Here is a 26,742-nt window from a genome sequence, read left to right on the forward strand (position 1 = left end):
CTCACGCCGCGTTTACTTAGAAGACATATATGGAATTACTACGTTGAATCACCAGCCTTCAGCTGTTGCAGCTTCAGCTCGGCCAACGGATGCCCGGCCCTGGCGGCCATGCTCCACCAACGAGCGGCTTCAGCGGGATCCGACGCCTTGCTCGGGGTACCTGCAAGGCAAATGACGCCGACTTGATACGCCGCTTTGCCGTCGCCAGCCAGCGCCGCCAGGCGTAGTAAACGCACGCCTTCTTCATGCGCGCCTAGCCCGACGCCGCGAAAAGTCAGAATGTGCCCATAAAAGCTTTGCGCACCGACATCGCCGAGGTTGGCCATGCGCGCAAACCGGCCTTCGAGCCAGCGCCAGCCACGCGGCTGGCGGACGAACCACGACCAATGAAACAGTCTGCGCGCCAGCCAGTAACCGGCTCGCGCCTTGAGGCGCAGAAACACTCAGGCCTCCGCCGATTCAGGGTATTCGTATTCGAAGACGCGGACCACTTCGGACGCATGCCAGGACGCCGCTGCAACGCCGTCCGACGGCCCGGAAAAGCGCCCCAGACGCTCGACACATTCAAAGAACCCGGTACGCGGCAAACGACTCGCGCCCTGACTGATGACCAGCGAACTGCGCAACGGCTGTTCGGCTTTGGCATCCAGTGCGGCCAGATGCTCAAGCGCAGCCGTAAGCGTCTGCATCGCCGGAGTCGGCAGCTGCAAACGCTCGAGCAGAGCTCGATAAGTCAGAAGATGGCGCTGACGGCGCGCCTGATCCAGTTCCCCCAGCAATCCGTCCCAATGTTGACGGCTGATGCGTACGCTCACGATTCATCCCTCCAACCTGGCACCGTCAGTTCCCAGGCCAGGCTGCGGCGAATCGCGGCGTCGGGCTGACGCTCACCACTTTCGATCATGGCCAGATAAGACGGGCTGATGCCTACCGTGCGGGCCAGCGCCTCGATGGCGATGCCCTTCCCTTCGCGCAAACTGCGTAATTGATCCAGAGCAGGAAGAATCGGCTCCGGCGAGGCGGCGAGCGGCGCTGCTGGCTGCGGCGCCGGTGTTGCGTTGATCCCTGCTGCTTTCAGTAGAGCCTGATATTGAGCCCACGGCAGAACCGCGTATTCGGGTTCGCCATCGCGTGCAATTATCTGAATATCCATGACTACCCCGTAGGACAACACCACTTAGCGAGTCGGCACTTTTCCCTAGAAGTGTAATCCTAACAGCGGCTAAGGTCGCGAGTGGTATCTATCTGTAGGCAGTCTTGGTCAGTCAGGGCTTTTTCGGGCCTTGCAGCTGCAATTGTTCAGGGGTATCAGGGAGGCGTTCAACCACCGCCAGCTTCTCGGGTTGCTGACGCTTGCGCCACAGGCGGAAGGCGTTGAGCTCGTCATCGAGGGTTTTCATCAGCCAGGCGAGGACCGCGATGTCATCGAGCATGCCGAACATGGGAATGAAATCCGGAATGGCATCCACCGGGCTGAGGAAATACATCAGGCCCGCCACCACCGAAATCAGCGATTTGGCACTGATCGCGCGGTACTCGCCACGCCAGTAGGCCAGGCACAGCGACTGCAGCAAGCGCAGGTCATCCTTGAGTTTGCCCAGACGATTGCCTTGCGCGGCGCCTTTGCTGGCCACGGCGAACAATAGGGTCGGCAGGCGTCCACGGGCCAGCAGGCGACCGGCCAACGGCAGGAATCGAGCGAAATTCCATGGAGCTTTCATCTATTCTTCCCGTTGAAATGTTATCCACACAAATTGTGGATAACCTTGTGAACAGAGCTACTTTTCAGCGCTGAGAGCCCCGTTTCATAAGGGCTGCGCTTAGATCGGGCGTTTTTTACTCACATAAAAAAGCCCAATATTTCATTGACTTGGCGGCTCAGGGCGTCTAGTGCGGGCAGCCTCAAAGCTATGACTGTGTTGAACGGCGTCAGTTCGCTCTGTTTACCTTCCCTGACCTGCAGATGCAACAACGCCCCGCATAAGCGAGGCGTTGTTTTCGAGCCGTTGCGTGTTACTTGGCAGCGGCGTCTTCTTTGGCTGGATCCTTGATGGCCAGCAGTTCCAGGTCGAAAACCAGAACCGAGTTGGCCGGGATTGCCGGGCTTGGCGACTGAGCGCCGTAAGCCAGATCGCTAGGGATGTACAGTTTGTACTTCTCGCCAACGTGCATCAGTTGCAGACCTTCAACCCAACCCGGGATCACGCCACTGACTGGCAAATCGATCGGGCTGCCGCGCTCGACGGAGCTGTCGAATACGGTGCCGTTGGTCAGCTTGCCGGTGTAGTGAACAGTGACGACGTCGGTCGGCTTAGGCTGCGGGCCATCGGCTTTCTTCACTACTTCGTACTGCAGGCCCGAAGCGGTGGTGGTTACACCGGCTTTCTTGCCATTTTCTTCGAGGAATTTCTTGCCGGCGGCTGCCGACTCTTCGCTCATCTTGGCCATGCGCTCTTCAGCACGCTTTTGCAGCGAGGCGAAGGCTTCGACCAGTTCTTCATCTTTCAGCTTCTGTTCTTTCTTGCCAACGGCATCTTCGATGCCCTGGGCTACCGCTTTGGAGTCCAGATCATCCATGCCTTCCTGGGCAAGGCTTTTGCCCATGTTCAGGCCGATGCCGTAGGAAGCTTTTTGCGCCGGGGTTTTCAGCTCTACGCTGGTCTGCGAGTCACAACCCGCGAGTACCAGGCTAACCAGGGCTACCGCCGCCGCCAACCGATGCTGTTTCATGCTATTTCCTTGTTCATGCGCCGAATGGGCAATCGAGTAAAGCCGCGAGCTTATCAGGCCGCCACGACCAATGGCTACCGGCATGAGAGCAGGAATCTTCCGATAAGTTCAGGGATTAAAACGCATTTGGGCAGCGGCTGGATGAAGCTTCTGTCATCCGTGGACGACAAGGCTTATCGGCTCACGGCTCAACATCTGGCGTAATGGCCACTTGCCCAGCCCGCACAGCTCAGGCATAACAGCGCAACAATTCGACAAGGATGTTCAACTTGCGCCTCTTATCCCGCGTTCTCGCTGTGGTGATCGTGCTGGCGGTAATCGCTCTTGCAGTGATCGTCTATTACGTCGCCAACCCGAAACTGCCCTTCTACACCCCACCCCAGCAGGTGCGCTACCTGGATCAGTGGAGCGAAGCGCAACGCCAGACTTACTACTTCACGCCGCAGGGCACGCAAGTCAAAGGCCTGCGCTACGAGTGGTTTCAGGCACTGGAATTGCCCTTCTCCGAACAGCGCTTCGCCTCCCCCGAATACCTCGCCCGCTTCGGTTTTCTGGTAGATCCGCAGCAGAAAGCCAACGAGAACAACCCCGGCAACCTCCCCGTCGGTTTCGCCCGACATCAGAATCCCGGCAACGCTTCCGAGCACTATCTGGATATCACGTGCGCCGCTTGCCACACCGGTGAGTTGCGCTTCAAAGGTCAGGCCGTGCGCATCGATGGCGGCAGCGCACAGCACGTGTTGCCTTCCAGCGTTCCTACATTGCGCGGTGGCAGTTTCGGACAGGCCCTGGTCGCCAGTCTCGCCTCGACTTACTACAACCCATGGAAATTCGAGCGCTTCGCCCGTCAGGTGCTCGGAGATGATTACGAAGCGCGCCGCGAACAATTGCGCAGCGAGTTCAAGACCTCACTGAACACCTTCGTCAAAGTGGCCTGGAACGACACCCATCGCGGCCTCTATCCGACCGAAGAAGGCCCGGGGCGCACCGATGCGTTCGGCCGGATTGCCAACGCGACATTTGGCGATGCGATTTCCCCTGCCAACTATCGAGTGGCCGATGCCCCGGTGGATTATCCGCAACTGTGGGACATGTGGACGTTCGACTGGGTGCAGTGGAACGGCTCGGCCCAGCAGCCAATGGCGCGCAATATCGGCGAGGCGCTCGGCGTCGGTGCCACGCTGAATTTCTTCGACACCAACGGTCAGCCGCTGCAAGGCGCTGAGCGCTACCCCTCCAGCGTGCGCGTGCGCGATCTGCACGCCATCGAAGAAACCTTGCAACAACTCAAGCCGCCAACCTGGCCGGAAGATCTGTTCGGTGCGATCAACAAGCCGTTGGCCGTCAACGGCCGCGCGCTGTTTGCGGAAAACTGCGCCGGCTGCCATGTCCCGCGCCATTCGCAGGAAGGCGAACGCTGGGTGCAGCACTTGCACATGCTTCCCGTGGAGGTGATCGGCACCGATCCGAATGCGGCCAACAACATTGCCAGTCACCGTTTCGACCTGAGTGCACTGCAATGGGATGTCGAAGAGCTGGAAAAGATGGACGTCAAACTGCACCCCAAACCCAAGGAACCGCTTGATCTGAGCCAATTGTCGGTGGCCAAGGGCCTGGCTTACGTCACCGCGCTCGTGGAAAACCGTGCCTATCAAGAAGCGAAGATCACGCCGGAAGAAAAACCGCGCATGGATGGTTTCGGCCTGCCGATCGGGGTGCGCGAAAAAGTCGCTTACAAAGCCCGGCCGCTGGCGGGCGTGTGGGCGACTGCGCCGTTTCTGCACAACGGCTCGGTGCCGAGCATTTATCAGTTGCTGTCACCGCAGGACGAGCGTGCGACGACCTTCTATAAAGGCACGGTCGAATACGACCCGCGCCATCTCGGCTATCGCACCGAGGCTTTCGCCAACGGTTTTCTGTTCGACACGCGCATCAGCGGCAACCGCAACAGCGGCCACGAATTTCGCGCTGGCACTCGCGGCAATGGAGTGATCGGCCGGTTCCTGCAACCCGAGGAGCGCTGGGCGCTGCTCGAATACCTGAAAGTACTGGGCGGACCACTGGAGGCGCAGTTGCCATGATCATGCCGACATTCAAAAAGGAACTGCCGCCACTCGCGCGTTTCTGGCTTTGGCTGGGACGCTTGCTTGGCAAGACGCTGCTGATCCTGCTGATCATAACCCTGCTCGGCTGGGCCATCGCCACCGCGTGGTTTGCCTGGCAGCATCGCGGGCCGGTGTCGGCGCAGGAACAGATTCCAGCGGGCGAAGCGGCGATGACCCAGGACATCATTCAAACCGCAGTGCGCATCGTCGACCAGCACCGCGAACCCACGCGTTATCTGCGCGATGCCCACGCCAAAGCGCATGGCTGCGTGAAGGCGCAAGTGCAGGTGTTACCGGAACTGGCGCAATCGCTGCGACAGGGTGTGTTCAGCGAGTCGGGCAAGACCTGGCAGGCGCTGATCCGGTTGTCCAACGGCAATGCCTATCCGCAATTCGACAGCATTCGCGACGCGCGCGGGATGGCGATCAAGTTGCTTGAGGTTCCTGGCGCGCAACTGCTCGGCAACCGCCAGGACCAGCTTGAACAGGATTTCGTGATGTTCAGCCATCCGAATTTCTTTGTCAGCGATGTCGCCGAGTACCGTCAGAATGTGGCGGCGCAGGCTGATGGCAAGAAGGTCATGGCGTTTTTTCCGACATGGGATCCGCGCACTTGGCAGGTCCGTCATCTATTCATTGCGCTGGCAACCCTGTCAGCACCGCCGGACAGCCCGACCGCGACGACCTACTTCTCGGTATCGCCTTACAAATTCGGTGAGGCCAATGCCAAGTTCCGCGTCGTGCCGGATCCGGAGCGTTGCCCGGCGTATACGCTGCCCAAACAGAATCACGACTTGCCGAATTTCCTGCGCAGCGCACTGAATCAGCAGTTGTCGACGGATCGGGTGCCGGCGTGCTTCGCCCTGCAGATCCAGCGCCAGGACGCGAACAAGTACATGCCGATCGAGGACACCAGCATTGAGTGGCGTGAGCAGGATGCACCGTTTGAAACCGTGGCGCGGATCACCCTGCCCGCGCAGGACTTCGATACGCCGGCGCTAAATGTGCAATGCGACAACCTGTCGTTCAATCCGTGGTTCGGCATCGAGGCGCATCGGCCGATTGGCGGGATCAATCGCTTGCGCAGGACGGTGTATGAGGCGGTGAGCGATTATCGGCATGCCCGCAATGCGGCGCAGTAGCGCGACGATTTATAAATCGCAGACAGCAAAAAGCCCGCACAAGGCGGGCTTTCCGTTGGTGTCTGGCGTTCAGTTCCAGATACCGAATATGGCGCAGCGGACGGGACTCGAACCCGCGACCCCCGGCGTGACAGGCCGGTATTCTAACCGACTGAACTACCGCTGCGCGAAACGCTTGAAACGAATGGTGGGTGATGACGGGATCGAACCGCCGACATTCTGCTTGTAAGGCAGACGCTCTCCCAGCTGAGCTAATCACCCTTCGCTTCGTTACGGGGCGCATTATGCCACAAGTTTTCGTAACGTGTTGATTTAATTGAATATTTTTTCAAAAAAATCTGAAAACCGGTGAAACGACACATCCCGCGGGTACAACCTTGAGACAGAAAAAAACCCGCCTCAGCGGGTTTTTCCGTGGTGACCTGGCGTTCAGTGGTCCAGGTTACCGAATATGGCGCAGCGGACGGGACTCGAACCCGCGACCCCCGGCGTGACAGGCCGGTATTCTAACCGACTGAACTACCGCTGCGCTAAACACTAGAAACGAATGGTGGGTGATGACGGGATCGAACCGCCGACATTCTGCTTGTAAGGCAGACGCTCTCCCAGCTGAGCTAATCACCCTTCGCTTCGGTGTGGCGCGCATTCTACGGAGCACCCCAACCTCTGGCAAGCACTTTTTTAAATAATTTTCCGAGGCCTTCCAAAGGCTTAGAGAAGGGTTGGCCTATGCCCCGGCGAAGACAATAATGCCCCCCTTTGTATAAAGGAGTGACTCGCCCCATGTGGTTCAAGAACCTGCTGATCTATCGCCTGACCCAAGACCTGCCTGTCGATGCCGAGGCGCTGGAAACTGCACTGGCGACCAAACTGGCGCGGCCGTGTGCAAGCCAGGAGCTGACCACTTACGGTTTCGTCGCCCCCTTCGGCAAGGGCGAAGATGCGCCGCTGGTGCACGTCAGCGGCGATTTCCTGCTGATCTCTGCGCGTAAAGAAGAACGTATTCTGCCGGGCAGCGTCGTGCGTGACGCCGTCAAGGAAAAGGTCGAAGAGATCGAAGCCGAGCAGATGCGCAAGGTCTATAAGAAGGAGCGCGATCAGATCAAGGATGAAATCATCCAGGCGTTCCTGCCGCGCGCGTTCATTCGTCGTTCGTCGACCTTCGCCGCCATCGCGCCGAAACAGGGCCTGATCCTGGTCAACTCGGCCAGCCCGAAACGCGCCGAAGACCTGCTGTCGACCCTGCGCGAAGTGATCGGCACCCTGCCCGTCCGTCCATTGACCGTGAAAATGGCACCGACTGCGGTGATGACCGAGTGGGTCACCACGCAGAAAGCCGCCGACGATTTTTATGTACTGGACGAGTGCGAACTGCGCGACACCCACGAAGACGGCGGCATCGTCCGCTGCAAGCGTCAGGACCTGACCAGCGAGGAAATCCAGCTGCACCTGAGCACCGGCAAAGTCGTCACTCAGCTGTCGCTGGCCTGGCAGGACAAACTGTCGTTCATGCTCGACGACAAGATGACCGTCAAGCGCCTGAAGTTCGAGGATCTGTTGCAGGATCAGGCGGAACAGGACGGTGGCGACGAAGCCTTGGGCCAACTGGATGCCAGCTTCACGCTGATGATGCTGACCTTCGGCGATTTCCTGCCGGCGCTGGTTGAAGCGTTGGGTGGGGAAGAGATGCCGCAGGGGATCTGACTCTGACGAGTATTTAACCTGTGGGAGCGAGCCTGCTTGCGAATGCGGTGTGCCAGTCAACATTAATGTGTCTGGCTCACCGCATTCGCGAGCAGGCTCGCTCCCACAATGTTTTGTGGTGTAACCAAAAATAAGGATCAAGCCATGCGCGCACTGGCTGCACTCAGCCGCTTTGTCGGCAATACCTTCGCTTACTGGGTTCTGATCTTCGCCGTCATCGCCTTCCTGCAACCGGTGTGGTTCATCGGCCTGAAAAGCGCGATCGTACCGCTGCTGGGTCTGGTGATGTTCGGCATGGGCCTGACCCTCAAACTCGACGATTTCGCCGCCGTTGCTCGCCATCCGTGGCGGGTGGCGCTGGGCGTGATTGCTCATTTCGTGATCATGCCCGGTGTGGCCTGGTTACTCTGCCAGGTGTTCCACCTGCCGCCGGAAATCGCCGTCGGGGTGATTCTGGTCGGCTGCTGCCCGAGCGGCACCTCGTCAAACGTGATGACCTGGCTGGCGCGCGGTGATCTGGCACTTTCCGTGGCGATTGCCGCCGTCACCACCCTCCTCGCTCCGCTGCTGACCCCGGCACTGATCTGGCTGCTGGCCTCGGCGTGGCTGCCGGTATCGTTCATGGAGCTGTTCTGGTCAATCCTGCAAGTGGTGCTGCTGCCGATCGTTCTCGGCGTGGTCGCGCAGCGTTTGCTCGGCGACAAGGTGCGGCATGCGGTGGATGTGTTGCCGCTGGTGTCGGTGGTCAGCATCGTGATTATCGTCACCGCCGTGGTCGCGGCGAGTCAGGCGAAAATCGCCGAGTCCGGCCTGCTGATCATGGCCGTGGTGATGCTGCACAACAGCTTCGGCTATCTGCTTGGCTACTTCACCGGGCGCCTGTTCGGTCTGCCGCTGGCTCAGCGCAAGTCGCTGGCACTGGAAGTCGGCATGCAGAACTCGGGATTGGGCGCCGCGTTGGCCAGTGCTCATTTCTCGCCGCTGGCGGCGGTGCCGAGCGCGTTGTTCAGCGTCTGGCACAACATTTCCGGGGCGCTGCTGTCGACGTACTTCCGGCGCATGAGCGAAAAGGAAGACCGCGACAACCTCGCGCAACGCGCTGCCGACTGAGCTGAAAACTTGATCCTCGGGTTAATGCTCGTCACTATATTGCGCAACGCGGGGACGACCCTGCGGCTCGATCGAGTCATTAATCTGGGGACGACCCCGTCAATCGATGGAGGTTGTGCATGTCCTGGATCATTCTGTTTTGCGCCGGCCTGTTCGAAGTCGGCTGGGCCGTCGGCCTGAAATACACCGACGGCTTCACCCGCCCGCTCCCCACCGCCCTGACCGTTGCCGCCATGGCCATCAGCCTTGGCTTGCTGGGCCTGGCGATGAAGGAATTGCCGCTGGGTACGGCGTATGCGATCTGGACCGGTGTTGGTGCCGTGGGCACGGTGATCGCCGGGATCATTTTGTTTGGCGAATCGATGGCGTTGATTCGGCTGGTCAGTGTGGCGTTGATCGTTACCGGGTTGATCGGGCTCAAGGTCAGCGCTTAGGCCACCGGCCCCATCGCTGGCAAGCCAGCTCCCACAAGATGGGTGTACACCATCGAACCTGTGGGAGCTGGCTTGCCAGCGATGAGGGCCGTCCAGTCAACGACTATCTAACGGATCCGCGCAATTCCCCCACCAACACCTGCAACTTCGCCGGCTCGGTCCCTTCGGTAATCGCCGGCCCCGCCACCAGCGTCACCCGCGACCACAAGCGATGGAACAAGCCCTTGTTCGGATCGCGACTGAAGAAACTCCCCCACAATCCTTGCAGCGCCAGCGGAATCACCGGCACCGGGGTCTCCTCGAGAATCCGCGTCACGCCGCCACGAAACTCATTGATCTCGCCATCGGCGGTCAATTTGCCTTCCGGGAAAATGCACACCAGTTCGCCGTCCTTCAGATACTGAGCGATGCGAGTGAAGGCTTTTTCGTAGATCTGGATATCTTCCTGGCGTCCGGCAATCGGAATAGCGCCCGCCGTGCGGAAGATAAAGTTCAACACCGGCAGGTTGTAGATCTTGTAGTACATGACAAAGCGAATTGGCCTACGCACGGCCCCGCCGATCAGCAAGGCGTCAACAAACGACACGTGGTTGCACACCAGCAGCGCCGCGCCTTCGTCCGGGATCGCTTCAAGGTTGCGGTGTTCGACGCGGTACATGGAATGGCTGAGCAGCCAGATCATGAAGCGCATGCTGAATTCCGGAACGATCTTGAAGATATAGGCGTTGACGCCGATGTTCAGCAGCGACACCACCAGGAACAGTTGCGGGATCGACAGTTTGGCGACGCTCAACAAGACGATCGAAACAATCGCCGACACCACCATAAACAGCGCGTTGAGAATGTTGTTGGCGGCAATCACCCGCGCCCGTTCGTTTTCAGCCGTGCGCGACTGAATCAGCGCGTACAGCGGCACAATGTAGAAGCCACCGAAAATGCCGAGGCCAAGGATGTCGATCAACACCGCCCAGGTGTGCACGAAGCCCAACACGGCAACCCAGCTATGGCCGGTGACGCTGTCCGGGATTCCCCCGGAATGCCACCACAGCAACAGGCCGAACACGGTCAAGCCAAACGAGCCAAACGGCACCAGGCCGATCTCGACTTTGCGCCCGGAGAGCTTCTCGCAGAGCATCGAACCCAGTGCGATCCCTACCGAGAACACCGTCAAAATCAACGTAACCACGGTTTCGTCACCGTGCATCCATTCCTTGGCGTAGGCCGGGATCTGCGTCAGGTAAATCGCCCCGACGAACCAGAACCACGAGTTGCCGACAATCGAGCGTGACACCGCTGGCGTCTGGCCCAGACCGAGTTTCAGGGTCGCCCAGGATTGACTGAAAATGTTCCAGTTCAGACGCATCTCCGGCGACGAGGCCGCCGCGCGCGGAATGCTGCGGCTGGCCAGATAACCCAGCACGGCAATGCCGATGATCGCTGCGGAGACTACCGGCGCGTAGTGCTCGGTCGACATCATGATCCCGGCGCCGATGGTGCCGGCGAGAATCGCCAGAAACGTGCCCATTTCCACCAGACCGTTGCCACCGACCAGTTCATCGTCGCGCAAGGCCTGCGGCAGGATCGAATACTTCACCGGGCCGAACAGTGCCGAGTGCGTGCCCATGGCAAACAGCGCCACCAGCATCAGCGACAGGTGATCGAAGAGGAAGCCGATCGATCCTACGGCCATGATCGCGATTTCCGCGAGTTTGATCAGACGGATCAGCGCGTCCTTGGCGAATTTTTCCCCGAACTGCCCGGCCAGCGCCGAGAACAGGAAAAACGGCAGGATAAACAGCAGCGCGCAAAGGTTGACCCAGATCGAGCGGTCGCCCTCGATGGTGAGCCGATAGAGGATGGCGAGGATCAACGACTGCTTGAACACATTGTCGTTGAACGCGCCGAGCGACTGGGTAATAAAGAAGGGCAAAAAGCGCCGGGTGCGCAACAGGTTGAACTGTGAGGGGTGACTCATCTTCCGTGTTTCCTGATGTTAGGTAGAGAGGCCTGGGTGCTTGTTATTGGAATGCCGCACCGCGATCCAGGCCACACCTTACCTAAACTTTGCAGATTATTTCTTCAAACCTGCAATACACGGCGAGACAAACAGCTCGCCACGCCACGCGCCCTGCACGGTGCGCTTGCCGACAATCAACCACATCGCTGCGAGCAGGATCACCAGCGCGGTTCCGAACACGCTGAAAAACGTCAGACCGAGAATGCTCGCCAGTTTCAGCGTCGCCAGCGAATAAACGCCCAGTGGAAAAGTGAAGCCCCACCAGCCAAGGTTGAAGGGGATGCCGTCTCGCAGATAACGCACAGTGATCAACAGCGCCATCAACATCCACCACAGACCGAAGCCCCATAGGGTGATTCCTGCCACCAACCCAAGGCCCCAAGCGATTTCACCGACGCCGGGCAGGCCATTCGCGGCAAAAATCGCTGGCGCCTCACCGCCCAACAGCAGCATGCCCAACGCACCAGTACCGATCGGACCGAGGGCCAGCCAGCTCGACGCGGCCATGTTTTCGTGGGGCAGTTTGTGCAAGGCCATGCGCAACAACAGGATGGTCAGAATGCTGAACGCCACCGGCAGGGAAAAGGCCCACAGCACATAGCTGGTGGTCAGTACGACGAGTTGCGCATGGGCGTCAGTCAGATGCGGGGCGAGCAAACCGCCACTGGCCGCTGCCACTTCCGCCGCCACCACCGGCAGCAACCACACTGCCGTCATCTGGTCGATGCTGTGTTCCTGGCGGGTAAACATCATGTACGGAATCAACACACCGCAGGCCAGCGACATCGCCACATCGATCCACCACAACACTTCAACAAGCTGGATGACACCGTCGCCCCAGCGCGGCAGGCCGAACTGTATAAAGCCGTTAATGATCGTCGCCAGGCCCATGGGGATGGTGCCGAAAAACATCGACACAGTGGAATGACCGAATATCCGCCGCGCCTCGTCAAAGAACAAAATCCAGCGCGCAGCGTAAGCAATAGTAAACAGCGTGAATAACAAAATGTTGAACAACCACAGCCCTTCAGCCAGGGCGCGCAATCCGGGAATCGCCAGTGGCAATTGCGCCAAGGCCAGCGCCAGCACACCGGTACCCATGGTCGCGGCGAACCAGTTCGGGGTGAATTGGCGGATCACTTCACGCGGATGTTGAAGCTGGCTGAAAGGTTTGTAGCCGGGGGTGACGCTGTTGGGGCAAATCATCATGAACTCCTGTCCTCTGGTGAGGTTGAGCCCATGGTAGATCCGAATCGAATATCGATATAACGGGTAATATCTCTAACTGTTATCTGTTTTACAGATAAACGCCTACACGCGTTCACGAAGCGCTGCAAACTCTGCCCGCCTGCGGACGCAGGCTGAGCAGCAGCGCAGCCACGGCCAGCACAATCAAGGCAGTACCGTAACCGTCGGTGGTCGCCAGCAGTCCAAAGTTGCGCGCCAGATAACCGGCCAGCAGCGCGGGCAAACAGAACGCCAAGTAACTGAGCACGTAATAAGCCGACATTAACCCGGCTCGTTCATGCGGCAAAGCCAGCGACACCAGACTGCGCACCGCACCGAGGAAACCCGAACCAAAGCCGCAACCGGCGACCAGTGTGCCGAAGAAAAACAGCGGCAGACTGGCGCCATGTACTCCGAGCAGAATCAGGATCAGCCCGACCGGCAGCAGACTTGCCCCCAGCCGCAGCGCCTGAGCGGCCGGGCGATTGCGCATCATGAAGATCATCAATGCGCCGGTCACGGTGAGCGCCGCTACCGTAGCGCCACCGATCAGATTAGAAGTGGAGCCCGTCGCGGTGCGCACCAATGACGGCGCCAGCGAGGCGTAGAAACCACCGAGCGCCCAGGTTGCGGTGTTGAGTGGCAGCACGCGCCACAACGTTGAACGCGCTTGCACCGGCACGTGCAGGGTCGGCCGCAACGAGGCCAATGCCCCGCCTTGCCGCGAAACACTTTCCGGCAGGCGCCAGACATACACGCCTTGCAATACAAACAGCGCCAACAGTAACCAGTAAGTCAACTGCAACGGCGCCGGCGCGAATTCTGCCAGCAAGCCACAACCCAAACCGCCCAGCGCCATCCCCAGTAACGGCGCAACACTGTTGATCAGCGGCCCCTGCTGACGGTCGGTGTCGAGCAGCGTTGCGCTCAATACGGCAGTGGCCATGCCGGTGGCAAAACCCTGCAACACCCGTGCGCTGATCAACCAAGCCACGCTATCGGCATAGATGAACAGCAACATGGCCAGCGAATTGAGCAACACGGCGGCGAAGATCACCGGTTTGCGTCCGAGATGGTCAGAAAGCGAACCGACCGTCAGCAACGCCGCCAACAGACTCAAGGCGTATACGGCAAAAATCAGCGTCAGCATCGCCGCCGAGAAGTGCAACTGATCCTGATACAAGTGATACAACGGCGTCGGGGCGGTGGAAGCGGCGAGAAAACTGAGTAAGGTGATCGCCAGAAACCACAAGCTGGACCGGTGGGAAGCGACACTATTCAAGGGGCTTGTCATGGGCATACTCCGCAAAAGCTAACTTTTTGCTTTTGCGGAGTGTGCTACCGCCTCGCGCTTAAAGCAAATTCTTTGTGTTAAGGTCTGCCGCATGGCTATTAAAGAAGGTTTACGCCCCGGTGGCCGCAGTGCCCGGGTGCAAGAGTCGATTCATTCGGCCGTCAATGCGCTGCTGCAAGAGCAGGAACGTTCCACCGTGACCGTCCCGCAAATTGCCGCCCGTGCGGGGGTCACGCCGTCGACGATCTATCGGCGCTGGGGCGATCTGGCGGCATTGCTCGCCGACGTCGCCCTCGCCCGCATGCGTCCCGACAGCGAACCGGCAGAGACGGGCAGCCTGCGCGGCGATATCCGTGCGTGGGCCGAGCAATATCTGGACGAGATGAGCTCGGAGGTCGGGCGCAACATGCTGCGTGACGTGCAGGCGAGTGCGACGCCTGGCTATTGCGTGACGATCATCGGTGCGCAGTTGCAGACCATTGTCGATCGCTATGCGCATGAGAAAACGCCGAGTGTCGATCGCTTGATCAATCTGGTGGTGGCGCCGGTGGTGTTCCGGATTCTGTTTTCGGCGGCGGCGCTGGAGGTGGATGAGTTGCATCGGTTGATCGATATTGCATTGCGGCAGGACTGACGCCTTCGCGAGCAGGCTCGCTCCCACAAGGGATGCATTCCAACTGTGGGAGCAAGCCTGCTCGCGAAGAGGCCCGCCCGGTCACCACAAAAACCACCCGGTACCCCGCCTGCGACACCCCGCCACGCCACGACCTTGGTCGACACTGACTAACCGCCGCGCCCGTGCGAGACTGTCCGCCCGGGCAGGAGTGCCGGGGAGTCTTTTGTCGGGAGTGCTGCATGTCGTTGTCCACCGGGCTGATCGCCGTCGTTGCCCTGGCCTACATGGCCATCATGTTCGCCATCGCCTTCTACGGCGACCGTCGCAGCACACCGTTGCCGCCGCGGGTGCGTGCCTGGGTATACAGCCTGTCGCTGGCGGTTTACTGCACCAGCTGGACGTTTTTCGGCGCGGTCGGTCAGGCGGCGGAACAACTGTGGTCATTCCTGCCGATCTACCTCGGGCCGATCCTGCTGCTGGTCGGCGCGCCGTGGGTCCTGCAAAAAATGGTGATGATCAGCAAACAGGAGAACATCACCTCCATCGCCGACTTCATCGCCGCGCGCTACGGCAAATCGCAATCGCTGGCGGTGGTGGTGGCGCTGATTTGTCTGGTCGGCGTCTTGCCCTATATTGCCCTGCAACTTAAAGGCATTGTCCTCGGCGTGAACCTGTTGATTGGCGCCGGCGCCGATGCCATGGGCACCCGCGCTCAGGACACGGCGCTGATCGTGTCGCTGGTGCTGGCGTTGTTCACCATCGTTTTCGGCACGCGCAACCTCGATGCCACCGAACACCACCGTGGCATGGTGCTGGCGATCGCTTTCGAATCGCTGGTCAAGCTGTTCGCCTTTCTCGCCGTCGGCGCCTTCGTCACGTACGGCCTGTATGACGGTTTCGATGACCTGTTCAATCAGGCAATGCTCGCCCCGCGCCTTGAGGCGTACTGGAAGGAAACGATTAATTGGCCGTCGATGGTGGTGCAGACCGGCGTGGCGATGATGGCGATCATCTGTCTGCCCCGGCAATTTCACGTCACCGTAGTGGAAAACATCGACCCGCAGGATCTGCGTCTGGCGAAATGGGTGTTCCCTGCCTATCTGGCTTTGGCCGCATTGTTTGTAGTCCCGATCGCCCTCGCCGGTCAGATGATGCTGCCCAGCCACGTGCTGCCCGACTCGTTCGTGATCAGCCTGCCGCTGGCCCAGGCCCATCCGGCGCTGGCGATGCTGGCGTTTATCGGTGGTGCCTCGGCAGCGACCGGCATGGTGATTGTCGCCAGCGTTGCGCTGTCGACCATGGTTTCCAACGACATGCTGTTGCCGTGGCTGTTGCGCCGCAACAACGCCGAGCGCCCGTTCGAAGTGTTCCGCCAGTGGATGCTCTCGGTGCGCCGGGTGAGCATCGTGGTGATTCTGCTGCTGGCCTACGTCAGTTATCGCTTGCTCGGCTCGACCGCGAGCCTGGCGACCATCGGCCAGATCGCCTTTGCGGCAGTAACGCAACTGGCGCCGGCGATGCTCGGCGCGCTGTACTGGAAACAAGCCAACCGCCGCGGCGTGTTCGCCGGTCTCGCCACCGGCACTTTCCTCTGGTTCTACACACTGGTGTTGCCGATTGCCGCGCACAGTCTCGGCTGGTCGCTGGCGAGTTTTCCGGGCCTGGCGTGGCTGCACAGCAATCCGCTGAACCTGCCGATCACGCCGTTGACCCAGGGCGTGGTGCTGTCGCTGGCCGGTAACTTCACCGTGTTCGCCTGGGTCTCGGTGCTGTCGCGCACGCGAGTTTCCGAGCACTGGCAGGCCGGGCGCTTCATCGGTCAGGAAATCAGCGCCCGCCCGAACGGACGCTCGATGCTGGCAGTGCAGATCGACGACCTGCTGCAACTGGCGGCGCGTTTCGTTGGCGAAGAACGCGCGCGGCAGAGCTTCATTCGTTTCGCCTACCGCCAGGGCAAGGGTTTCAACCCCAACCAGAACGCCGACAGTGAATGGATCGCGCATACCGAACGTTTGCTGGCTGGTGTCCTTGGCGCCTCTTCGACGCGCGCTGTAGTAAAAGCCGCCATCGAAGGTCGGGAAATGCAGTTGGAGGACGTAGTCCGTATCGCTGACGAAGCCTCGGAAGTGCTGCAGTTCAACCGTGCGCTGCTGCAAGGCGCGATCGAAAACATTACCCAGGGCATCAGCGTGGTCGACCAATCGCTGAAACTGGTGGCATGGAACCGGCGTTATCTGGAGTTGTTCAACTACCCCGACGGCCTGATCAGCGTCGGCCGCCCGATCGCCGACATCATTCGCTACAACGCCGAACGCGGTTTGTGCGGCCCCGGCGAAGCGGAAGTGCACGTTGCACGACGCTTGCACTGGATGCGTCAGGGCCGCGCGCATACCTCCGAGCGGCTGTTCCCCAATGGCCGGGTGATCGAGCTGATCGGCAACCCGATGCCCGGCGGCGGCTTCGTCATGAGTTTCACCGACATTACCGCGTTCCGCGAAGCCGAACAGGCACTGACCGAGGCCAACGAAGGGCTGGAACAACGGGTCAGCGAGCGCACCCAGGAACTGTCGCAACTCAACGTCGCGCTCACCGAAGCCAAGGGCAACGCCGAGGCGGCGAACCAGTCGAAAACCCGCTTCCTCGCCGCCGTCAGCCACGATTTGATGCAGCCGCTTAATGCCGCACGGCTTTTCTCCGCTGCCCTCTCCCACCAGAACGAAGGTCTGAGCCCAGAGGCGCAGCAGCTGGTGCACCACCTCGACAGCTCACTGCGTTCGGCGGAAGACCTGATCAGCGATTTGCTGGACATCTCGCGCCTGGAAAACGGCAAGATCAACCCGGATCGCAAGGCCTTTGCCGTCAACGAACTGTTCGACACCCTCGGCGCGGAATTCAAGGCGCTGGCGCAAGAGCAAAAGCTCACGTTCCGGGTGCGTGGCAGTCAGTTGCGCATCGACAGCGACATCAAATTGCTGCGGCGAATTCTGCAGAACTTCCTCACCAACGCTTTCCGCTACGCCAAAGGTCCGGTGCTGCTGGGCGTGCGTCGACGCGGTGGTGAGTTATGTCTGGAAGTCTGGGATCGCGGACCGGGCATTCCAGAAGACAAGCAGCAAGTGATCTTCGAGGAATTCAAACGCCTCGACAGCCACCAGACCCGCGCCGAGAAAGGCCTGGGCCTGGGTCTGGCGATCGCCGACGGCCTGTGCCGCGTGCTCGGGCATACCTTGCGCGTGCGTTCATGGCCGGGGCGCGGCAGTGTGTTCAGCGTGACGGTGCCGATCGCCCGCGCGCAAACGCCTCCAGTTAGCGCCACGGTGGAACTGAACGGCAAACTGCTCAGCGGCGCGCAGGTACTGTGCATCGATAACGAAGACAGCATTTTGATCGGCATGAACAGTCTGTTGAGCCGTTGGGGCTGCCAGGTGTGGACAGCGCGCAATCGCGAAGAATGCGCAGCCATATTGAATGAAGGTGTGCGGCCGCAACTGGCGCTGGTCGACTATCACCTCGACCACGGCGATACCGGCACAGAGCTGATGGCGTGGTTGCGCACGCGCCTGGGCGAACCGGTGCCTGGCGTGGTCATCAGCGCGGATGGACGCACGGAGACCGTCGCGCAAGTGCATGCGGCGGGCCTGGATTACCTGGCCAAACCGGTGAAGCCGGCGGCGTTGCGGGCGCTTTTGAGTCGGTATTTGCCGCTGTAGAAGGTGACCTTGCAGACGTTATCGCGAGCAGGCTCGCTCCCACATTTGGATTTGAGTACAACCGCAAGTAACAGGTCGGCTGTCAGGCCGCTTTCGCGAGCAAGCCCCCTCCCACATTTGGGATTGGGTACAACCGCAAGGAACAGGTCGGCTGTCAGGCCGCTTTCGCGAGCAAGCCCCCTCCCACATTTGGGATTGGGTACAACCGCAAGGAACAGGTCGGCTGTCAGGCCGCCTTCGCGAGCAAGCCCGCTCCCACATTTGGGATTGGGTACAACCGCAAGGAACAGGTCGGCTGTCAGGCCGCTTTCGCGAGCAAGCCCGCTCCCACATTTGGATTTGGGTACAACCGCAAGGAACAGGTCGGCTGTCAGGCCGCTTTCGCGAGCAAGCCCGCTCCCACATTTGGGATTGGGTACAACCGCAAGGAACAGGTCGGCTGTCAGGCCGCCTTCGCGAGCAAGCCCGCTCCCACATTTGGGATTGGGTACAACCGCAAGGAACAGGTCGGCTGTCAGGCCGCTTTCGCGAGCAAGCCCGCTCCCACATTTGGGATTGGGTACAACCGCAAGGAACAGGTCGGCTGTCAGGCCGCTTTCGCGAGCAAGCTCGCTCCCACATTTGGATTTGGGTACAACCGCAAGGAACAGGTCGGCTGTCAGGCCGCCTTCGCGAGCAAGCCCGCTCCCACATTTGGATTTGGGTACAACCGCAAGGAGCAGTTCGGCTGTCAGGCCGCTTTCGCGAGCAGGCTCGCTCCCACATTTGGGATTGGGTACAACCGCAAGGAACAGGTCGGCTGTCAGGCCGCTTTCGCGAGCAAGCCCGCTCCCACATTTGGATTTGTGTACAACCGCAAGGAACAGGTCGGCTGTCAGGCCGCTTTCGCGAGCAAGCTCGCTCCCACAACAAAAGCAAAAGCAAAGCAGCGAAGCTGCCCGCGGCGAAGCCGCCCCACTCAACAATGAGCGTTAGCTCGAGTGCTTTTGATCTTGCTTTTGATCCACCGGCGACGTCGGAAGGCTGAGTGGAGGGATTGATCCGGGGGTGGGAGCGCAGCGACCGTCTGGCGCAGCCAGACACAGCGGAAGGAGGTGCAGCGAAGCAAACCGGAGCCGCTGCGCCCGGATCAGTCCCGGAGCGAAGGGACCCGAGCCCGCGAGGGCCGAACGCAGGAGCTAGCGTTTTTTGCTTACTTTTTTTGGCGATTGTAAAAAAGTAAGTCGCCGTCAGGCGAAACCGCCAGCCGCCGCGACCGCAGCAACGGATATGCCCCCAATCAGCCAAACAAAGCCTTTACTCAGGCAACTCAACCAACCCATCAACGTCCGTCATCGCCCGCTCCAGCAAATCCGCCGGCAAGCTCTTGCTCGCCCGCGCACCGAGCAACTTCAACTGCTCACTGCGGCTGACCAGATTACCGCGCCCCTCTGTCAGCTTGTTACGCGCCGAGCTGTAAGCCTTGTCCAGTTGCTGCAGACGATTGCCCACTTCGTCCAGATCCTGAATAAACAGCACGAACTTGTCATACAGCCAACCCGCGCGCTCGGCGATTTCCCGGGCGTTCTGGCTCTGCCGTTCCTGCTTCCACAGACTGTCGATCACCCGCAGCGTAGCCAACAGCGTGGTCGGGCTGACAATCACGATATTGCGGTCAAAAGCGTCCTGAAACAGCGACGGCTCAGCCTGCAATGCCGCAGAAAACGCTGCTTCGATCGGTACGAACAGCAAAACGAAATCGAGGCTGTGCAAGCCTTCCAGACGCTTGTAATCCTTGCCGGCCAGACCTTTGACATGATTGCGCAGCGACAACACGTGCTGCTTGATCGCGATCTGCCCCAACGTGTCGTCATCAGCCGCAACATATTGTTGATAGGCCGTGAGGCTGACTTTCGAGTCGACTACCACCTGCTTGTCGCCGGGCAGATAAATGATCACATCGGGCTGGAAGCGCTCACCGTCCGGGCCCTTGAGATTGACTTGGGTCTGATATTCGCGACCCTTCTCCAGACCTGCATGCTCAAGAACGCGCTCGAGGATCAGTTCGCCCCAATTGCCCTGGGTTTTCTGGCCCTTGAGCGCGCGAGTCAGATTGGTCGCTTCGTCGCTCAGACGCAGGTTCAACGCCTGCAAACGCTCCAGCTCCTTGGCCAGCGAGAAGCGCTCGCGGGCTTCGGCCTGGTAGCTTTCTTCAACGCGTCTTTCAAAGGACTGGATGCGCTCTTTCAACGGATCAAGCAACTGCCCGAGCCGCTGCTGGCTGGTTTCGGCAAAGCGCTGCTCACGCTCATCGAAAATCTTGCCGGCCAGCTCGGCGAATTGCGCGCGCAGTTCGTCGCGCGAGCCTTGCAGGTCGTTGAGACGTTGTTGATGGCTTTCCTGTTGTTCGCGCAGTTCGGCGCTCAGCGAGGCAGCGTGGGCGTCGAGGCGGCGCAACTCAGCATCCTTGTTGGCGCGTTCGAGGTTCCAGGCGTGGGAGGCGTCGCGGGCGTCATCGCGCTCGATCTGCAGCAATTCGACTTCGCGGCGCAGGGCGGCGAGGTCTGCCTGTTTGGCGGCATTGGCCTGGCCGAGATCGGCGATCTCATCGCGGCTGGCTTCAAGCTGCGCGGTGAGGCCATCCTGGGCCAGTTGCGACATCGCCAAGCGCTCTTCGAACAAGGCCAGATCGGCCTGGGCATTGCTGGCCCGGCGTTGCAGTTGCCAGGCCAGCGCCAGCAGCGGCAACCCTGCCGCCGCAAGACCGAGCAATATGCTGGTCAAGTCCATAGCCATAGCGACTCCTGCCAATCGGATAAAGCCTGAAGGTTAACCAAGGTGTCAGGGCTTGGACAGCTCAGTCTTCGATCAGACCGAGTTCCTGCTGCGCGCGACGGTCACCGGCGCGGGCGGCCTGACGCAGCAGCTCCTGACCGATACGCCGGTCACGGGCATTGCCGCACTCCCGGCAAATCAATTGGCCGAGACGGCTCTGTGCAGCGACCACACCTTCACGGGCCGGTTGCTTGAGCAGACGGCCAGCGAGGTGTTTGGCGCTGGGACTGTCACTCAGACGCGGCGCATCGAGCAGCCACTCAGCCACACGTACGGAAAAACGCTTGGGAGCGGTCACGGAGGTCGGATTGGAGGTAACGGAGTCTGATACTGAGCGAAACTTCATAGAGCACTGCGGGACAGATCGGAAGGCGCGCCACTTTACTCTCTTTTCTTACAGGTAAAGTCGAAAAAAACCCGGCACGCCCGTCCTAGAGCAAGCGCTAGGGACAATCCACAGAAGCTGTGGATAAGTCAGTGGACAACCGCTCTCTGATCCTCGCAAAGCCTTATGGAATGGGGCTCGCAGTCAAACTGACGATTTTTTCACCAACAAAAAAAGACGATATTTTTCATTGACTTAAACTTTTGATACAGGCAGCGACTGGAGTCAGGATCGATGTGACAGTTGCGTTACGCTCTGCGCAACTAATGTGCACAAGTACCTGTGAGCCGGTTATATGCGTGCGCTTTTTCGGGTCATTTTGCGCAGCTGCGAGCGACCGAAAGGCTCTGCGAAAAGCATGCACGCCGACGGACGGTGCGACACGACCTTTCCCTGTGATCCTTTTTTTGGTCGTGGGGTTTGCTTCGCTCGAACGGATCCGTTACTATCCGCGGCGTTAGTACCAAGCTGAAAGTCAATTCCGGTCGAACATCTCCCCACGGTCAACTTCCAAACAAGAAGCTACTGCCGAAAAAAGCGGGAACGACCCCTCGATGGTTTCCAGGTAAATCTTGCGACGACGCTGCCTTTGAATGAAAGCAAAGGGCGTTGCGAAGAACACTTACTCTGACCGAACCAACCTGCAAATTGATCAGGATCTTCACCCCGGGCCCAGAACCTTTGCCCTCGCTGTGATGCCTGTCCTCCTAAGTACCTACCTGCCAGCCCAAGCGCGCTCACTTATCAGCGCTTCAAACTGGCTGCTTTGTTCCAGTCGGGTTCTTCGTTCGATCAATGGTGATCAACGTTACTGGAACGTTTTAACGTTGCACGGTTCTTATCCGTGTCATTTGTAGGAACACCTAATAACTATGTCTACTCAAATCCAGACTCAGGATGCCATTCGCACCCTAACCAACGCTTTTGCTCCAATGAACTGCCTGATCATGGCCGCTCGCAAAGGCTGCTTCAGCTTCACCGTGGTCAATGAACACGGCATCGCTCGTCACAGCGAGCGTCTGTACCCCGATCAATACTCCAGCGCCGAACCGCTGCAGGCCGTGATCGAGCGTACCCGGCAGGCACTGGTTGCCTGAAAGCCGGACAGGCTGCAAAAGCAAAGCCCTGCTGAAAAGCGGGGCTTTTTATTGCCTGATATTTCACTGTTAACGCTGCGCTTCTAAGCAGGTTCCGATCTAACGCCGGGAAAGCCATGGCGGAAATATTTTAAAAACAGTCCTTTACACGCTGAATATGACACTACACTTCAACTCAAGCGGCGTGACCCGCTTGCGGCGAGCCTGAGTCGATCCACAGCTGCCAAAGCCCCTTCAGGCCTCGCCCTCAACAACAAGAACCGAGGGTGTTATGGGTATCGCTGCCAGCGAACTGTGCCGCTATGTGATCCGTCCCACATTGATCTATCTGGGACGCCACTGCGCAACCGCCGAATCCCTGCTGCTGGGTATCGCTGCCAGCCAGTCCGCCCTCGGGTCTGCCCTGCATGACCGCCGTGGCCATGGCCTCTACCGGATCGCCGAGCATCGCCATCAGGCACTCTGGGACGATTATCTGGCGCTCGATCCGGAGCGCGCCAGCCTGGTGCGCGGCTTGGCCAGTCAGCATGCGTTCCTCAGCGGCCCGCATCTGGAACTGACCGTCAACCTGCGTTACGCCACGGCCATCGCCTGGCTACTGGTGGAAGAACAAAACCCCACCCTCCCCGCTCCGACCGACCTGCTCGGCATGGCGCGCATCTGGCGCCAGACCTTTCAACCGCAAGGTCGCCTGCGCGACTTCACCTATGCCTGGCAAACCTGTGTTTCACCGCTGAATCAGGTCGCTTGCTGACCAGGCGGTTTCACAAGTTCTCGCATCAGGCCGCCATTTTGGTCGGATTGTCCTACAAAACCGCTCTAACTCAAGGCATACAGGCTATAGCGCTGGGACGAAAATGTTGGTAATTTTCGCCCCGGTGATCACCAGGAGTTCTAATAATGAAAAAAGTCATGCTCAAAACCACCCTTAGCCTCGCCGTTACCCTTGCCTCCACACAAATCTTCGCGGCAGGTTTTGCCCTTAATGAACAAAGCATCAGTGGCATGGGGACTGGTTTTGCCGGGCGATCTTCTTCTGCCGACGACGCAAGCACTGTTTATGGCAACCCGGCCGGCATGGCGCGCATCAAGCGCGAACAGGTCACCGGTGGCGTCGCCGTTGTCGATGCACACACCGATATCAGCAACGCCAGCTCCAGCCCTAACGGCGGCAGCAACAAAGGCGACATGGTGCCCTTCACCGCTGTACCTATGGGCTTCTATGTAAAACCGATCGATGATCACTGGGCATTCGGTCTCGGTGTGTACGTGCCGTTCGGTCTGATCACGGATTACGAAAACGGCTTCGCCGGCCGTTACTTCGGCAGCAAGTCCGAAGTACAAGTCATCACCTTCCAGCCAACCGTCAGCTACGCCTTCAACGACAAGGTGTCGATCGGTTTCGGCCCGACTATCAACCGCATCGACGGCGCGCTGGAATCCAACCTGTCGATCACCCAGGCACTGCCGGATGGCAAGGTCAAGATCAAGGGTGACGACACCGCGCTGGGCTACAACGTCGGTTTGCTGGTCCAGGCCACTGACACTACCCGCCTGGGCCTGACCTATCACTCCAAGGTCGACTACAAGCTCGAAGGCAACACCAAGGTCAACTACGGCGCGCTGGCGCTCGTGGGTGTCGGCGCCAACCAGAAGTACGACGCTTCGCTGAAGATCACCACACCGGAATCCGTAGACTTCTCCGTCACCCAGGCGATCAACGATCGCTGGAACGTCTACGCCGGTACCACCTGGACTCGCTGGAGCCAACTGGACAAGATCACCGTGAAGAACTCCGGCGTGCAGCCTCTGCTGGCCGGTCAGTTTGGTTCGATCAACGAAGACCAGAACTGGCATGACTCCTGGGCCTACGCCGTGGGTACCTCGTACCAGTTGAACAAGGAATGGGTACTGCGTACCGGTCTGACCTTCGATCAGTCTCCGACCAACAATGAAGACCGCTCGCCGCGTATCCCGACTGGCGACCGTACCATCTTCAGTATTGGTGCCGGCTGGAGCCCGACCGACGATCTGACCATCGATGTCGCGTACTCGTACCTGAAAGAAGAGTCGGTCAACATCCGCAACGAAAACGCTCGTGGCCAGACCTACGATGCCAAGTATGAAAACTCGGCAAACGGCTTCGGTGTCGGCGCGACTTACCGCTTCTGATGCTCGATGGCGAGGCTAACCCCTCGCCCACTAAAAAGCCCCGCTCTCTTTACAGAGGCGGGGCTTTTTCTTGCCTGCAACTTTTCACTGGAACGACTAAATCACCCTTGTGGGAGCGAGCCTGCTCGCGAAGGCGGTATGTCAGATGTAGATTTGCTGGCTGACACACCGCTTCGCGAGCAGGCTCGCTCCCACAGGGTAAAGCATGAGTCAGTGAGTCAGCGGTTCGGAGGCAATGGCCTTTTCGATCGCGGCGATAAACTCGGGGTCATCCGGTTTGGTCAAGCTGGAAAAACTCGCCACGACCTTGCCTTGCCGGTCCACCACGTACTTGTAGAAATTCCACTTCGGCGCATTGCTCTGCGCGGCCAGCACCTGAAACAGATGTGTGGCGTCGTCGCCGCGAACTTTCTGCGGCTCGGTCATGTTGAAGGTCACGCCGTAGTTGGCGTAGCAGACCTTGGCGGTTTCGGCGCTGTCCTTGGACTCCTGCTTGAAATCGTTCGACGGCACGCCAAGCATCTCCAAGCCTTGTGATTTGTAGCGTTTGTTCAGCGCCTCGAGCCCTTCGAACTGTGGAGCGAAACCGCAGAAGCTGGCGGTATTGACTACCACCAGCGGCTTGTCGGCGTACTGCTTGCACAGATCGATGGATTCCTTGGCGCGCAGCTTCGGCAGCGAGCCTTGCAGCAGCTCAGGACAGTCGGCAGCCTGGGCCAGGCCAGTCAACGCCATCAGCAACGCGGGAACAGCACACCAGCGCATCAACATATCGAACTTCCTTGGGCAGTCATCAGGCTTTGACGTTACTCGCCACGCTGCGATCTAGCAAATGCTCATGCCCAACTGCATCAGCGCCAGACCGCCGCGCTGCCAGCCCCACCACACCAGCGCCAATAGCGCTGCAGCGACTGCGGTGACGGCGAATCGCGCGCAGATCCGGCTCATGCTGCGCTCGCAGCGGCTTGCAGGCGCGCCACCGGACGCTCGCGCACCGGCCAGTTCAGCGCCGCCGCGAGCAGGCTCAAGAGAACCGCCACTTGCCAGATCAAGTCATAACTCCCGGTTCGGTCATACACCACTCCGCCCAGCCAGCCGCCAAGGAAGGAGCCGAGCTGATGGAACAGGAAGACGATGCCGCCGAGCATGGACAAATTGCGCACGCCGAACAAGGTCGCCACCGTACCGTTGGTCAACGGCACCGTCGACAGCCACAGGAAACCCATGGCCATGCCGAACAGATACGCCGTGGTGGTCGTCACCGGCAACCACAGGAACAGCACGATCACCACTGCGCGCAACAGATACAGCGCAGTCAACAGACGCGGTTTGGACATGCGGCCACCGAGCCAGCCGGCGGTGTAAGTGCCGAAGATATTGAACAATCCGATCAACGCCAGCACCGTAGTGCCGACACTGGCGGGCAGATGCTGATCGACCAGATACGCTGGCAAGTGCACACCGATGAACACCACCTGAAAACCGCAGACAAAAAAGCCGAACGCCAGCAGCCAGAAACCGGAGTGCGAGCAGGCTTCACGTAGCGCTTCGCCAAGGGATTGTTCGTGGCCAAGCACCGGCAGCGGCTTGTCTTTCAGCATGCTCACCAGCGGCACAATCATCGCCACCAACAGACCCAGCACCAGCAATGCGGCGGACCAGCCGAGCCAGCCGATCAAACCGAGCGTGCCCGGCAACATGGCGAACTGGCCGAACGAACCGGCAGCGCTGGCAATACCCATGCCCATGCTGCGTTTGTCGGCCGGGACAGCGCGACCGACCACGCCGAGGATCACCGAGAACGACGTACCGGACAAACCAATGCCGATCAACAGGCCGGCGCTCAGCGACAAAGTCATCGCCGAGTCGGACAGGCCCATGCACACCAGACCCAGCGCGTAAAGCACGCCGCCGACCAGCACCACTTTCGCTGCACCGAAGCGGTCAGCCAGCGCACCGGTGAATGGCTGCGCCAGGCCCCAGATGAGGTTTTGCAGGGCGATGGCGAAGGCGAACACTTCGCGGCCCCAGCCGAACTGTGCGCTCATCGGCGACAGGAACAGACCGAACCCGTGGCGCACGCCCAATGACAACGCCAGGATCAGCGCACTCCCCAGCAACACCCAACCGCACGTCCGCCACATCGTTGTCATTGTTATTCTCCAGTCGCGGGTATATACCCGCT

Annotated in this window: 23 protein-coding genes and 4 tRNA genes; 10 read left to right on the top strand and 17 right to left on the bottom strand. The window is 59.8% G+C overall.

What is annotated here, in order from left to right:
- Window positions 1–38: 38 nt before the first annotated feature.
- The 5 genes from ACMYUN_RS06285 to ACMYUN_RS06305 form a co-directional block, all read right to left on the bottom strand.
- A complete protein-coding gene (locus ACMYUN_RS06285) occupies window positions 39–443 on the bottom strand; it encodes a sel1 repeat family protein (RefSeq protein WP_039764018.1) in 405 nt (134 codons plus the stop codon).
- Complete coding sequence (locus ACMYUN_RS06290) at window positions 444–815, bottom strand: hypothetical protein (RefSeq protein ID WP_003223109.1); 372 nt, start codon at window positions 813–815, stop codon at window positions 444–446.
- Window positions 812–1,153, bottom strand: a complete 342-nt coding sequence (locus ACMYUN_RS06295) for a helix-turn-helix domain-containing protein (RefSeq protein WP_415763269.1) — start codon at window positions 1,151–1,153, stop codon at window positions 812–814. The genes ACMYUN_RS06290 and ACMYUN_RS06295 overlap by 4 nt, the downstream gene beginning before the upstream one ends.
- Before the next feature lie 112 nt (window positions 1,154–1,265).
- Window positions 1,266–1,721, bottom strand: a complete 456-nt coding sequence (locus tag ACMYUN_RS06300) for a YkvA family protein (protein WP_016773733.1) — start codon at window positions 1,719–1,721, stop codon at window positions 1,266–1,268.
- A 292-nt stretch (window positions 1,722–2,013) separates the two neighbouring features.
- Entirely contained in the window at window positions 2,014–2,730 is a 717-nt protein-coding gene (locus ACMYUN_RS06305) for an FKBP-type peptidyl-prolyl cis-trans isomerase (protein ID WP_016773732.1), read from the bottom strand.
- A 269-nt stretch (window positions 2,731–2,999) separates the two neighbouring features.
- On the opposite strand from ACMYUN_RS06305, the gene ACMYUN_RS06310 reads away from it, so the two are divergent.
- Both ACMYUN_RS06310 and ACMYUN_RS06315 read left to right on the top strand, forming a co-directional pair.
- Window positions 3,000–4,811, top strand: a complete 1,812-nt coding sequence (locus ACMYUN_RS06310) for a di-heme-cytochrome C peroxidase (RefSeq protein ID WP_415763270.1) — start codon at window positions 3,000–3,002, stop codon at window positions 4,809–4,811.
- Window positions 4,808–5,977 carry a catalase family protein gene (locus ACMYUN_RS06315; RefSeq protein WP_415763271.1) on the top strand — a complete coding sequence of 390 codons (1,170 nt, stop codon included), beginning with the start codon at window positions 4,808–4,810 and terminating at the stop codon, window positions 5,975–5,977. Before ACMYUN_RS06310 ends, ACMYUN_RS06315 begins: the two co-directional genes overlap by 4 nt.
- Before the next feature lie 89 nt (window positions 5,978–6,066).
- On the opposite strand, the gene ACMYUN_RS06320 is transcribed toward ACMYUN_RS06315, so the two are convergent.
- The 4 genes from ACMYUN_RS06320 to ACMYUN_RS06335 all read right to left on the bottom strand — a co-directional run bounded on the left by ACMYUN_RS06320 (window position 6,067) and on the right by ACMYUN_RS06335 (window position 6,601).
- A tRNA-Asp gene (locus ACMYUN_RS06320) sits at window positions 6,067–6,143 on the bottom strand.
- A gap of 19 nt (window positions 6,144–6,162) precedes the next feature.
- Window positions 6,163–6,238: transfer RNA gene (locus tag ACMYUN_RS06325), tRNA-Val, on the bottom strand.
- Between the two features lie 191 nt (window positions 6,239–6,429).
- A tRNA-Asp gene (locus ACMYUN_RS06330) sits at window positions 6,430–6,506 on the bottom strand.
- 19 nt (window positions 6,507–6,525) lie between these two features.
- Window positions 6,526–6,601 (bottom strand) — tRNA-Val (locus ACMYUN_RS06335).
- Window positions 6,602–6,760: 159 nt separating this feature from the next.
- On the opposite strand from ACMYUN_RS06335, the gene rdgC reads away from it, so the two are divergent.
- From rdgC to sugE, 3 genes are all read left to right on the top strand, one after another.
- Entirely contained in the window at window positions 6,761–7,681 is a 921-nt protein-coding gene (gene rdgC / locus ACMYUN_RS06340; RefSeq protein ID WP_024012190.1) for a recombination-associated protein RdgC, read from the top strand.
- A 144-nt stretch (window positions 7,682–7,825) separates the two neighbouring features.
- Complete coding sequence (locus ACMYUN_RS06345) at window positions 7,826–8,791, top strand: bile acid:sodium symporter family protein (protein WP_039763754.1); 966 nt, start codon at window positions 7,826–7,828, stop codon at window positions 8,789–8,791.
- A 119-nt stretch (window positions 8,792–8,910) separates the two neighbouring features.
- On the top strand, window positions 8,911–9,225 hold the full coding sequence (gene sugE, locus ACMYUN_RS06350) for a quaternary ammonium compound efflux SMR transporter SugE (protein ID WP_024012188.1): 315 nt from the start codon (window positions 8,911–8,913) through the stop codon (window positions 9,223–9,225).
- A gap of 103 nt (window positions 9,226–9,328) precedes the next feature.
- Here sugE and ACMYUN_RS06355 read toward each other — a convergent pair whose 3' ends face one another.
- The 3 genes from ACMYUN_RS06355 to ACMYUN_RS06365 form a co-directional block, all read right to left on the bottom strand.
- Window positions 9,329–11,200: an MFS transporter gene (locus ACMYUN_RS06355; protein WP_415763272.1), complete on the bottom strand. Its 1,872-nt coding sequence runs from the start codon at window positions 11,198–11,200 to the stop codon at window positions 9,329–9,331.
- Window positions 11,201–11,296: 96 nt separating this feature from the next.
- Window positions 11,297–12,448 (bottom strand): TDT family transporter, encoded by a 1,152-nt coding sequence (locus ACMYUN_RS06360; RefSeq protein WP_415763273.1) that lies wholly within the window; start codon window positions 12,446–12,448, stop codon window positions 11,297–11,299.
- A gap of 115 nt (window positions 12,449–12,563) precedes the next feature.
- Complete coding sequence (locus ACMYUN_RS06365; protein ID WP_415763960.1) at window positions 12,564–13,751, bottom strand: MFS transporter; 1,188 nt, start codon at window positions 13,749–13,751, stop codon at window positions 12,564–12,566.
- 103 nt (window positions 13,752–13,854) lie between these two features.
- Here ACMYUN_RS06365 and ACMYUN_RS06370 point away from each other — a divergent pair, with 103 nt between their 5' ends.
- Together ACMYUN_RS06370 and ACMYUN_RS06375 are read left to right on the top strand one after the other, a co-directional pair.
- On the top strand, window positions 13,855–14,397 hold the full coding sequence (locus ACMYUN_RS06370; RefSeq protein ID WP_415763274.1) for a TetR/AcrR family transcriptional regulator C-terminal ligand-binding domain-containing protein: 543 nt from the start codon (window positions 13,855–13,857) through the stop codon (window positions 14,395–14,397).
- A 221-nt stretch (window positions 14,398–14,618) separates the two neighbouring features.
- Complete coding sequence (locus ACMYUN_RS06375) at window positions 14,619–18,089, top strand: NahK/ErcS family hybrid sensor histidine kinase/response regulator (protein ID WP_310407131.1); 3,471 nt, start codon at window positions 14,619–14,621, stop codon at window positions 18,087–18,089.
- 1,296 nt (window positions 18,090–19,385) lie between these two features.
- On the opposite strand, the gene rmuC is transcribed toward ACMYUN_RS06375, so the two are convergent.
- Together rmuC and ACMYUN_RS06385 are read right to left on the bottom strand one after the other, a co-directional pair.
- Window positions 19,386–20,750, bottom strand: coding sequence for a DNA recombination protein RmuC (gene rmuC, locus ACMYUN_RS06380; protein ID WP_415763961.1), 1,365 nt, complete (start codon window positions 20,748–20,750; stop codon window positions 19,386–19,388).
- 175 nt (window positions 20,751–20,925) lie between these two features.
- A complete protein-coding gene (locus tag ACMYUN_RS06385; RefSeq protein ID WP_024012181.1) occupies window positions 20,926–21,249 on the bottom strand; it encodes a hypothetical protein in 324 nt (107 codons plus the stop codon).
- Window positions 21,250–22,160: 911 nt separating this feature from the next.
- On the opposite strand from ACMYUN_RS06385, the gene ACMYUN_RS06390 reads away from it, so the two are divergent.
- The 3 genes from ACMYUN_RS06390 to ACMYUN_RS06400 all read left to right on the top strand — a co-directional run bounded on the left by ACMYUN_RS06390 (window position 22,161) and on the right by ACMYUN_RS06400 (window position 24,557).
- Complete coding sequence (locus ACMYUN_RS06390; RefSeq protein WP_016773719.1) at window positions 22,161–22,385, top strand: hypothetical protein; 225 nt, start codon at window positions 22,161–22,163, stop codon at window positions 22,383–22,385.
- A gap of 271 nt (window positions 22,386–22,656) precedes the next feature.
- Window positions 22,657–23,139 (top strand): hypothetical protein, encoded by a 483-nt coding sequence (locus ACMYUN_RS06395; protein WP_024012180.1) that lies wholly within the window; start codon window positions 22,657–22,659, stop codon window positions 23,137–23,139.
- 146 nt (window positions 23,140–23,285) lie between these two features.
- Window positions 23,286–24,557 carry an OmpP1/FadL family transporter gene (locus ACMYUN_RS06400; protein ID WP_039763708.1) on the top strand — a complete coding sequence of 424 codons (1,272 nt, stop codon included), beginning with the start codon at window positions 23,286–23,288 and terminating at the stop codon, window positions 24,555–24,557.
- A gap of 210 nt (window positions 24,558–24,767) precedes the next feature.
- Here ACMYUN_RS06400 and ACMYUN_RS06405 read toward each other — a convergent pair whose 3' ends face one another.
- From ACMYUN_RS06405 to ACMYUN_RS06415, 3 genes are read right to left on the bottom strand one after another with little or no spacing between them, the layout of a single operon-like run.
- Window positions 24,768–25,328, bottom strand: a complete 561-nt coding sequence (locus ACMYUN_RS06405; protein WP_415763275.1) for a glutathione peroxidase — start codon at window positions 25,326–25,328, stop codon at window positions 24,768–24,770.
- Window positions 25,329–25,382: 54 nt separating this feature from the next.
- Window positions 25,383–25,505 (bottom strand): hypothetical protein, encoded by a 123-nt coding sequence (locus tag ACMYUN_RS06410; protein ID WP_268747873.1) that lies wholly within the window; start codon window positions 25,503–25,505, stop codon window positions 25,383–25,385.
- Window positions 25,502–26,710 (bottom strand): MFS transporter, encoded by a 1,209-nt coding sequence (locus tag ACMYUN_RS06415; RefSeq protein ID WP_415763276.1) that lies wholly within the window; start codon window positions 26,708–26,710, stop codon window positions 25,502–25,504. The genes ACMYUN_RS06410 and ACMYUN_RS06415 overlap by 4 nt, the downstream gene beginning before the upstream one ends.
- Window positions 26,711–26,742: the final 32 nt, after the last annotated feature.

This window comes from Pseudomonas sp. CP4, assembly GCF_047758505.1.
GTDB classification, from domain to species: domain Bacteria; phylum Pseudomonadota; class Gammaproteobacteria; order Pseudomonadales; family Pseudomonadaceae; genus Aquipseudomonas; species Aquipseudomonas fluorescens_AO.

What these genes read in the sequence shown, in the direction of transcription:
- ACMYUN_RS06295 (WP_415763269.1), bottom strand. Translation starts at nt 1,153, where the DNA reads ATGGATATTCAGATAATTGCACGCGATGGCGAACCCGAATACGCGGTT.
- ACMYUN_RS06300 (WP_016773733.1), bottom strand. Translation starts at nt 1,721, where the DNA reads ATGAAAGCTCCATGGAATTTCGCTCGATTCCTGCCGTTGGCCGGTCGC.
- ACMYUN_RS06305 (WP_016773732.1), bottom strand. Translation starts at nt 2,730, where the DNA reads ATGAAACAGCATCGGTTGGCGGCGGCGGTAGCCCTGGTTAGCCTGGTA.
- ACMYUN_RS06315 (WP_415763271.1), top strand. Translation starts at nt 4,808, where the DNA reads ATGATCATGCCGACATTCAAAAAGGAACTGCCGCCACTCGCGCGTTTC.
- rdgC (WP_024012190.1), top strand. Translation starts at nt 6,761, where the DNA reads ATGTGGTTCAAGAACCTGCTGATCTATCGCCTGACCCAAGACCTGCCT.
- ACMYUN_RS06345 (WP_039763754.1), top strand. Translation starts at nt 7,826, where the DNA reads ATGCGCGCACTGGCTGCACTCAGCCGCTTTGTCGGCAATACCTTCGCT.
- sugE (WP_024012188.1), top strand. Translation starts at nt 8,911, where the DNA reads ATGTCCTGGATCATTCTGTTTTGCGCCGGCCTGTTCGAAGTCGGCTGG.
- ACMYUN_RS06355 (WP_415763272.1), bottom strand. Translation starts at nt 11,200, where the DNA reads ATGAGTCACCCCTCACAGTTCAACCTGTTGCGCACCCGGCGCTTTTTG.
- ACMYUN_RS06360 (WP_415763273.1), bottom strand. Translation starts at nt 12,448, where the DNA reads ATGATTTGCCCCAACAGCGTCACCCCCGGCTACAAACCTTTCAGCCAG.
- ACMYUN_RS06370 (WP_415763274.1), top strand. Translation starts at nt 13,855, where the DNA reads ATGGCTATTAAAGAAGGTTTACGCCCCGGTGGCCGCAGTGCCCGGGTG.
- ACMYUN_RS06375 (WP_310407131.1), top strand. Translation starts at nt 14,619, where the DNA reads ATGTCGTTGTCCACCGGGCTGATCGCCGTCGTTGCCCTGGCCTACATG.
- ACMYUN_RS06385 (WP_024012181.1), bottom strand. Translation starts at nt 21,249, where the DNA reads ATGAAGTTTCGCTCAGTATCAGACTCCGTTACCTCCAATCCGACCTCC.
- ACMYUN_RS06390 (WP_016773719.1), top strand. Translation starts at nt 22,161, where the DNA reads ATGTCTACTCAAATCCAGACTCAGGATGCCATTCGCACCCTAACCAAC.
- ACMYUN_RS06395 (WP_024012180.1), top strand. Translation starts at nt 22,657, where the DNA reads ATGGGTATCGCTGCCAGCGAACTGTGCCGCTATGTGATCCGTCCCACA.
- ACMYUN_RS06400 (WP_039763708.1), top strand. Translation starts at nt 23,286, where the DNA reads ATGAAAAAAGTCATGCTCAAAACCACCCTTAGCCTCGCCGTTACCCTT.
- ACMYUN_RS06405 (WP_415763275.1), bottom strand. Translation starts at nt 25,328, where the DNA reads ATGTTGATGCGCTGGTGTGCTGTTCCCGCGTTGCTGATGGCGTTGACT.
- ACMYUN_RS06410 (WP_268747873.1), bottom strand. Translation starts at nt 25,505, where the DNA reads ATGAGCCGGATCTGCGCGCGATTCGCCGTCACCGCAGTCGCTGCAGCG.
- ACMYUN_RS06415 (WP_415763276.1), bottom strand. Translation starts at nt 26,710, where the DNA reads ATGACAACGATGTGGCGGACGTGCGGTTGGGTGTTGCTGGGGAGTGCG.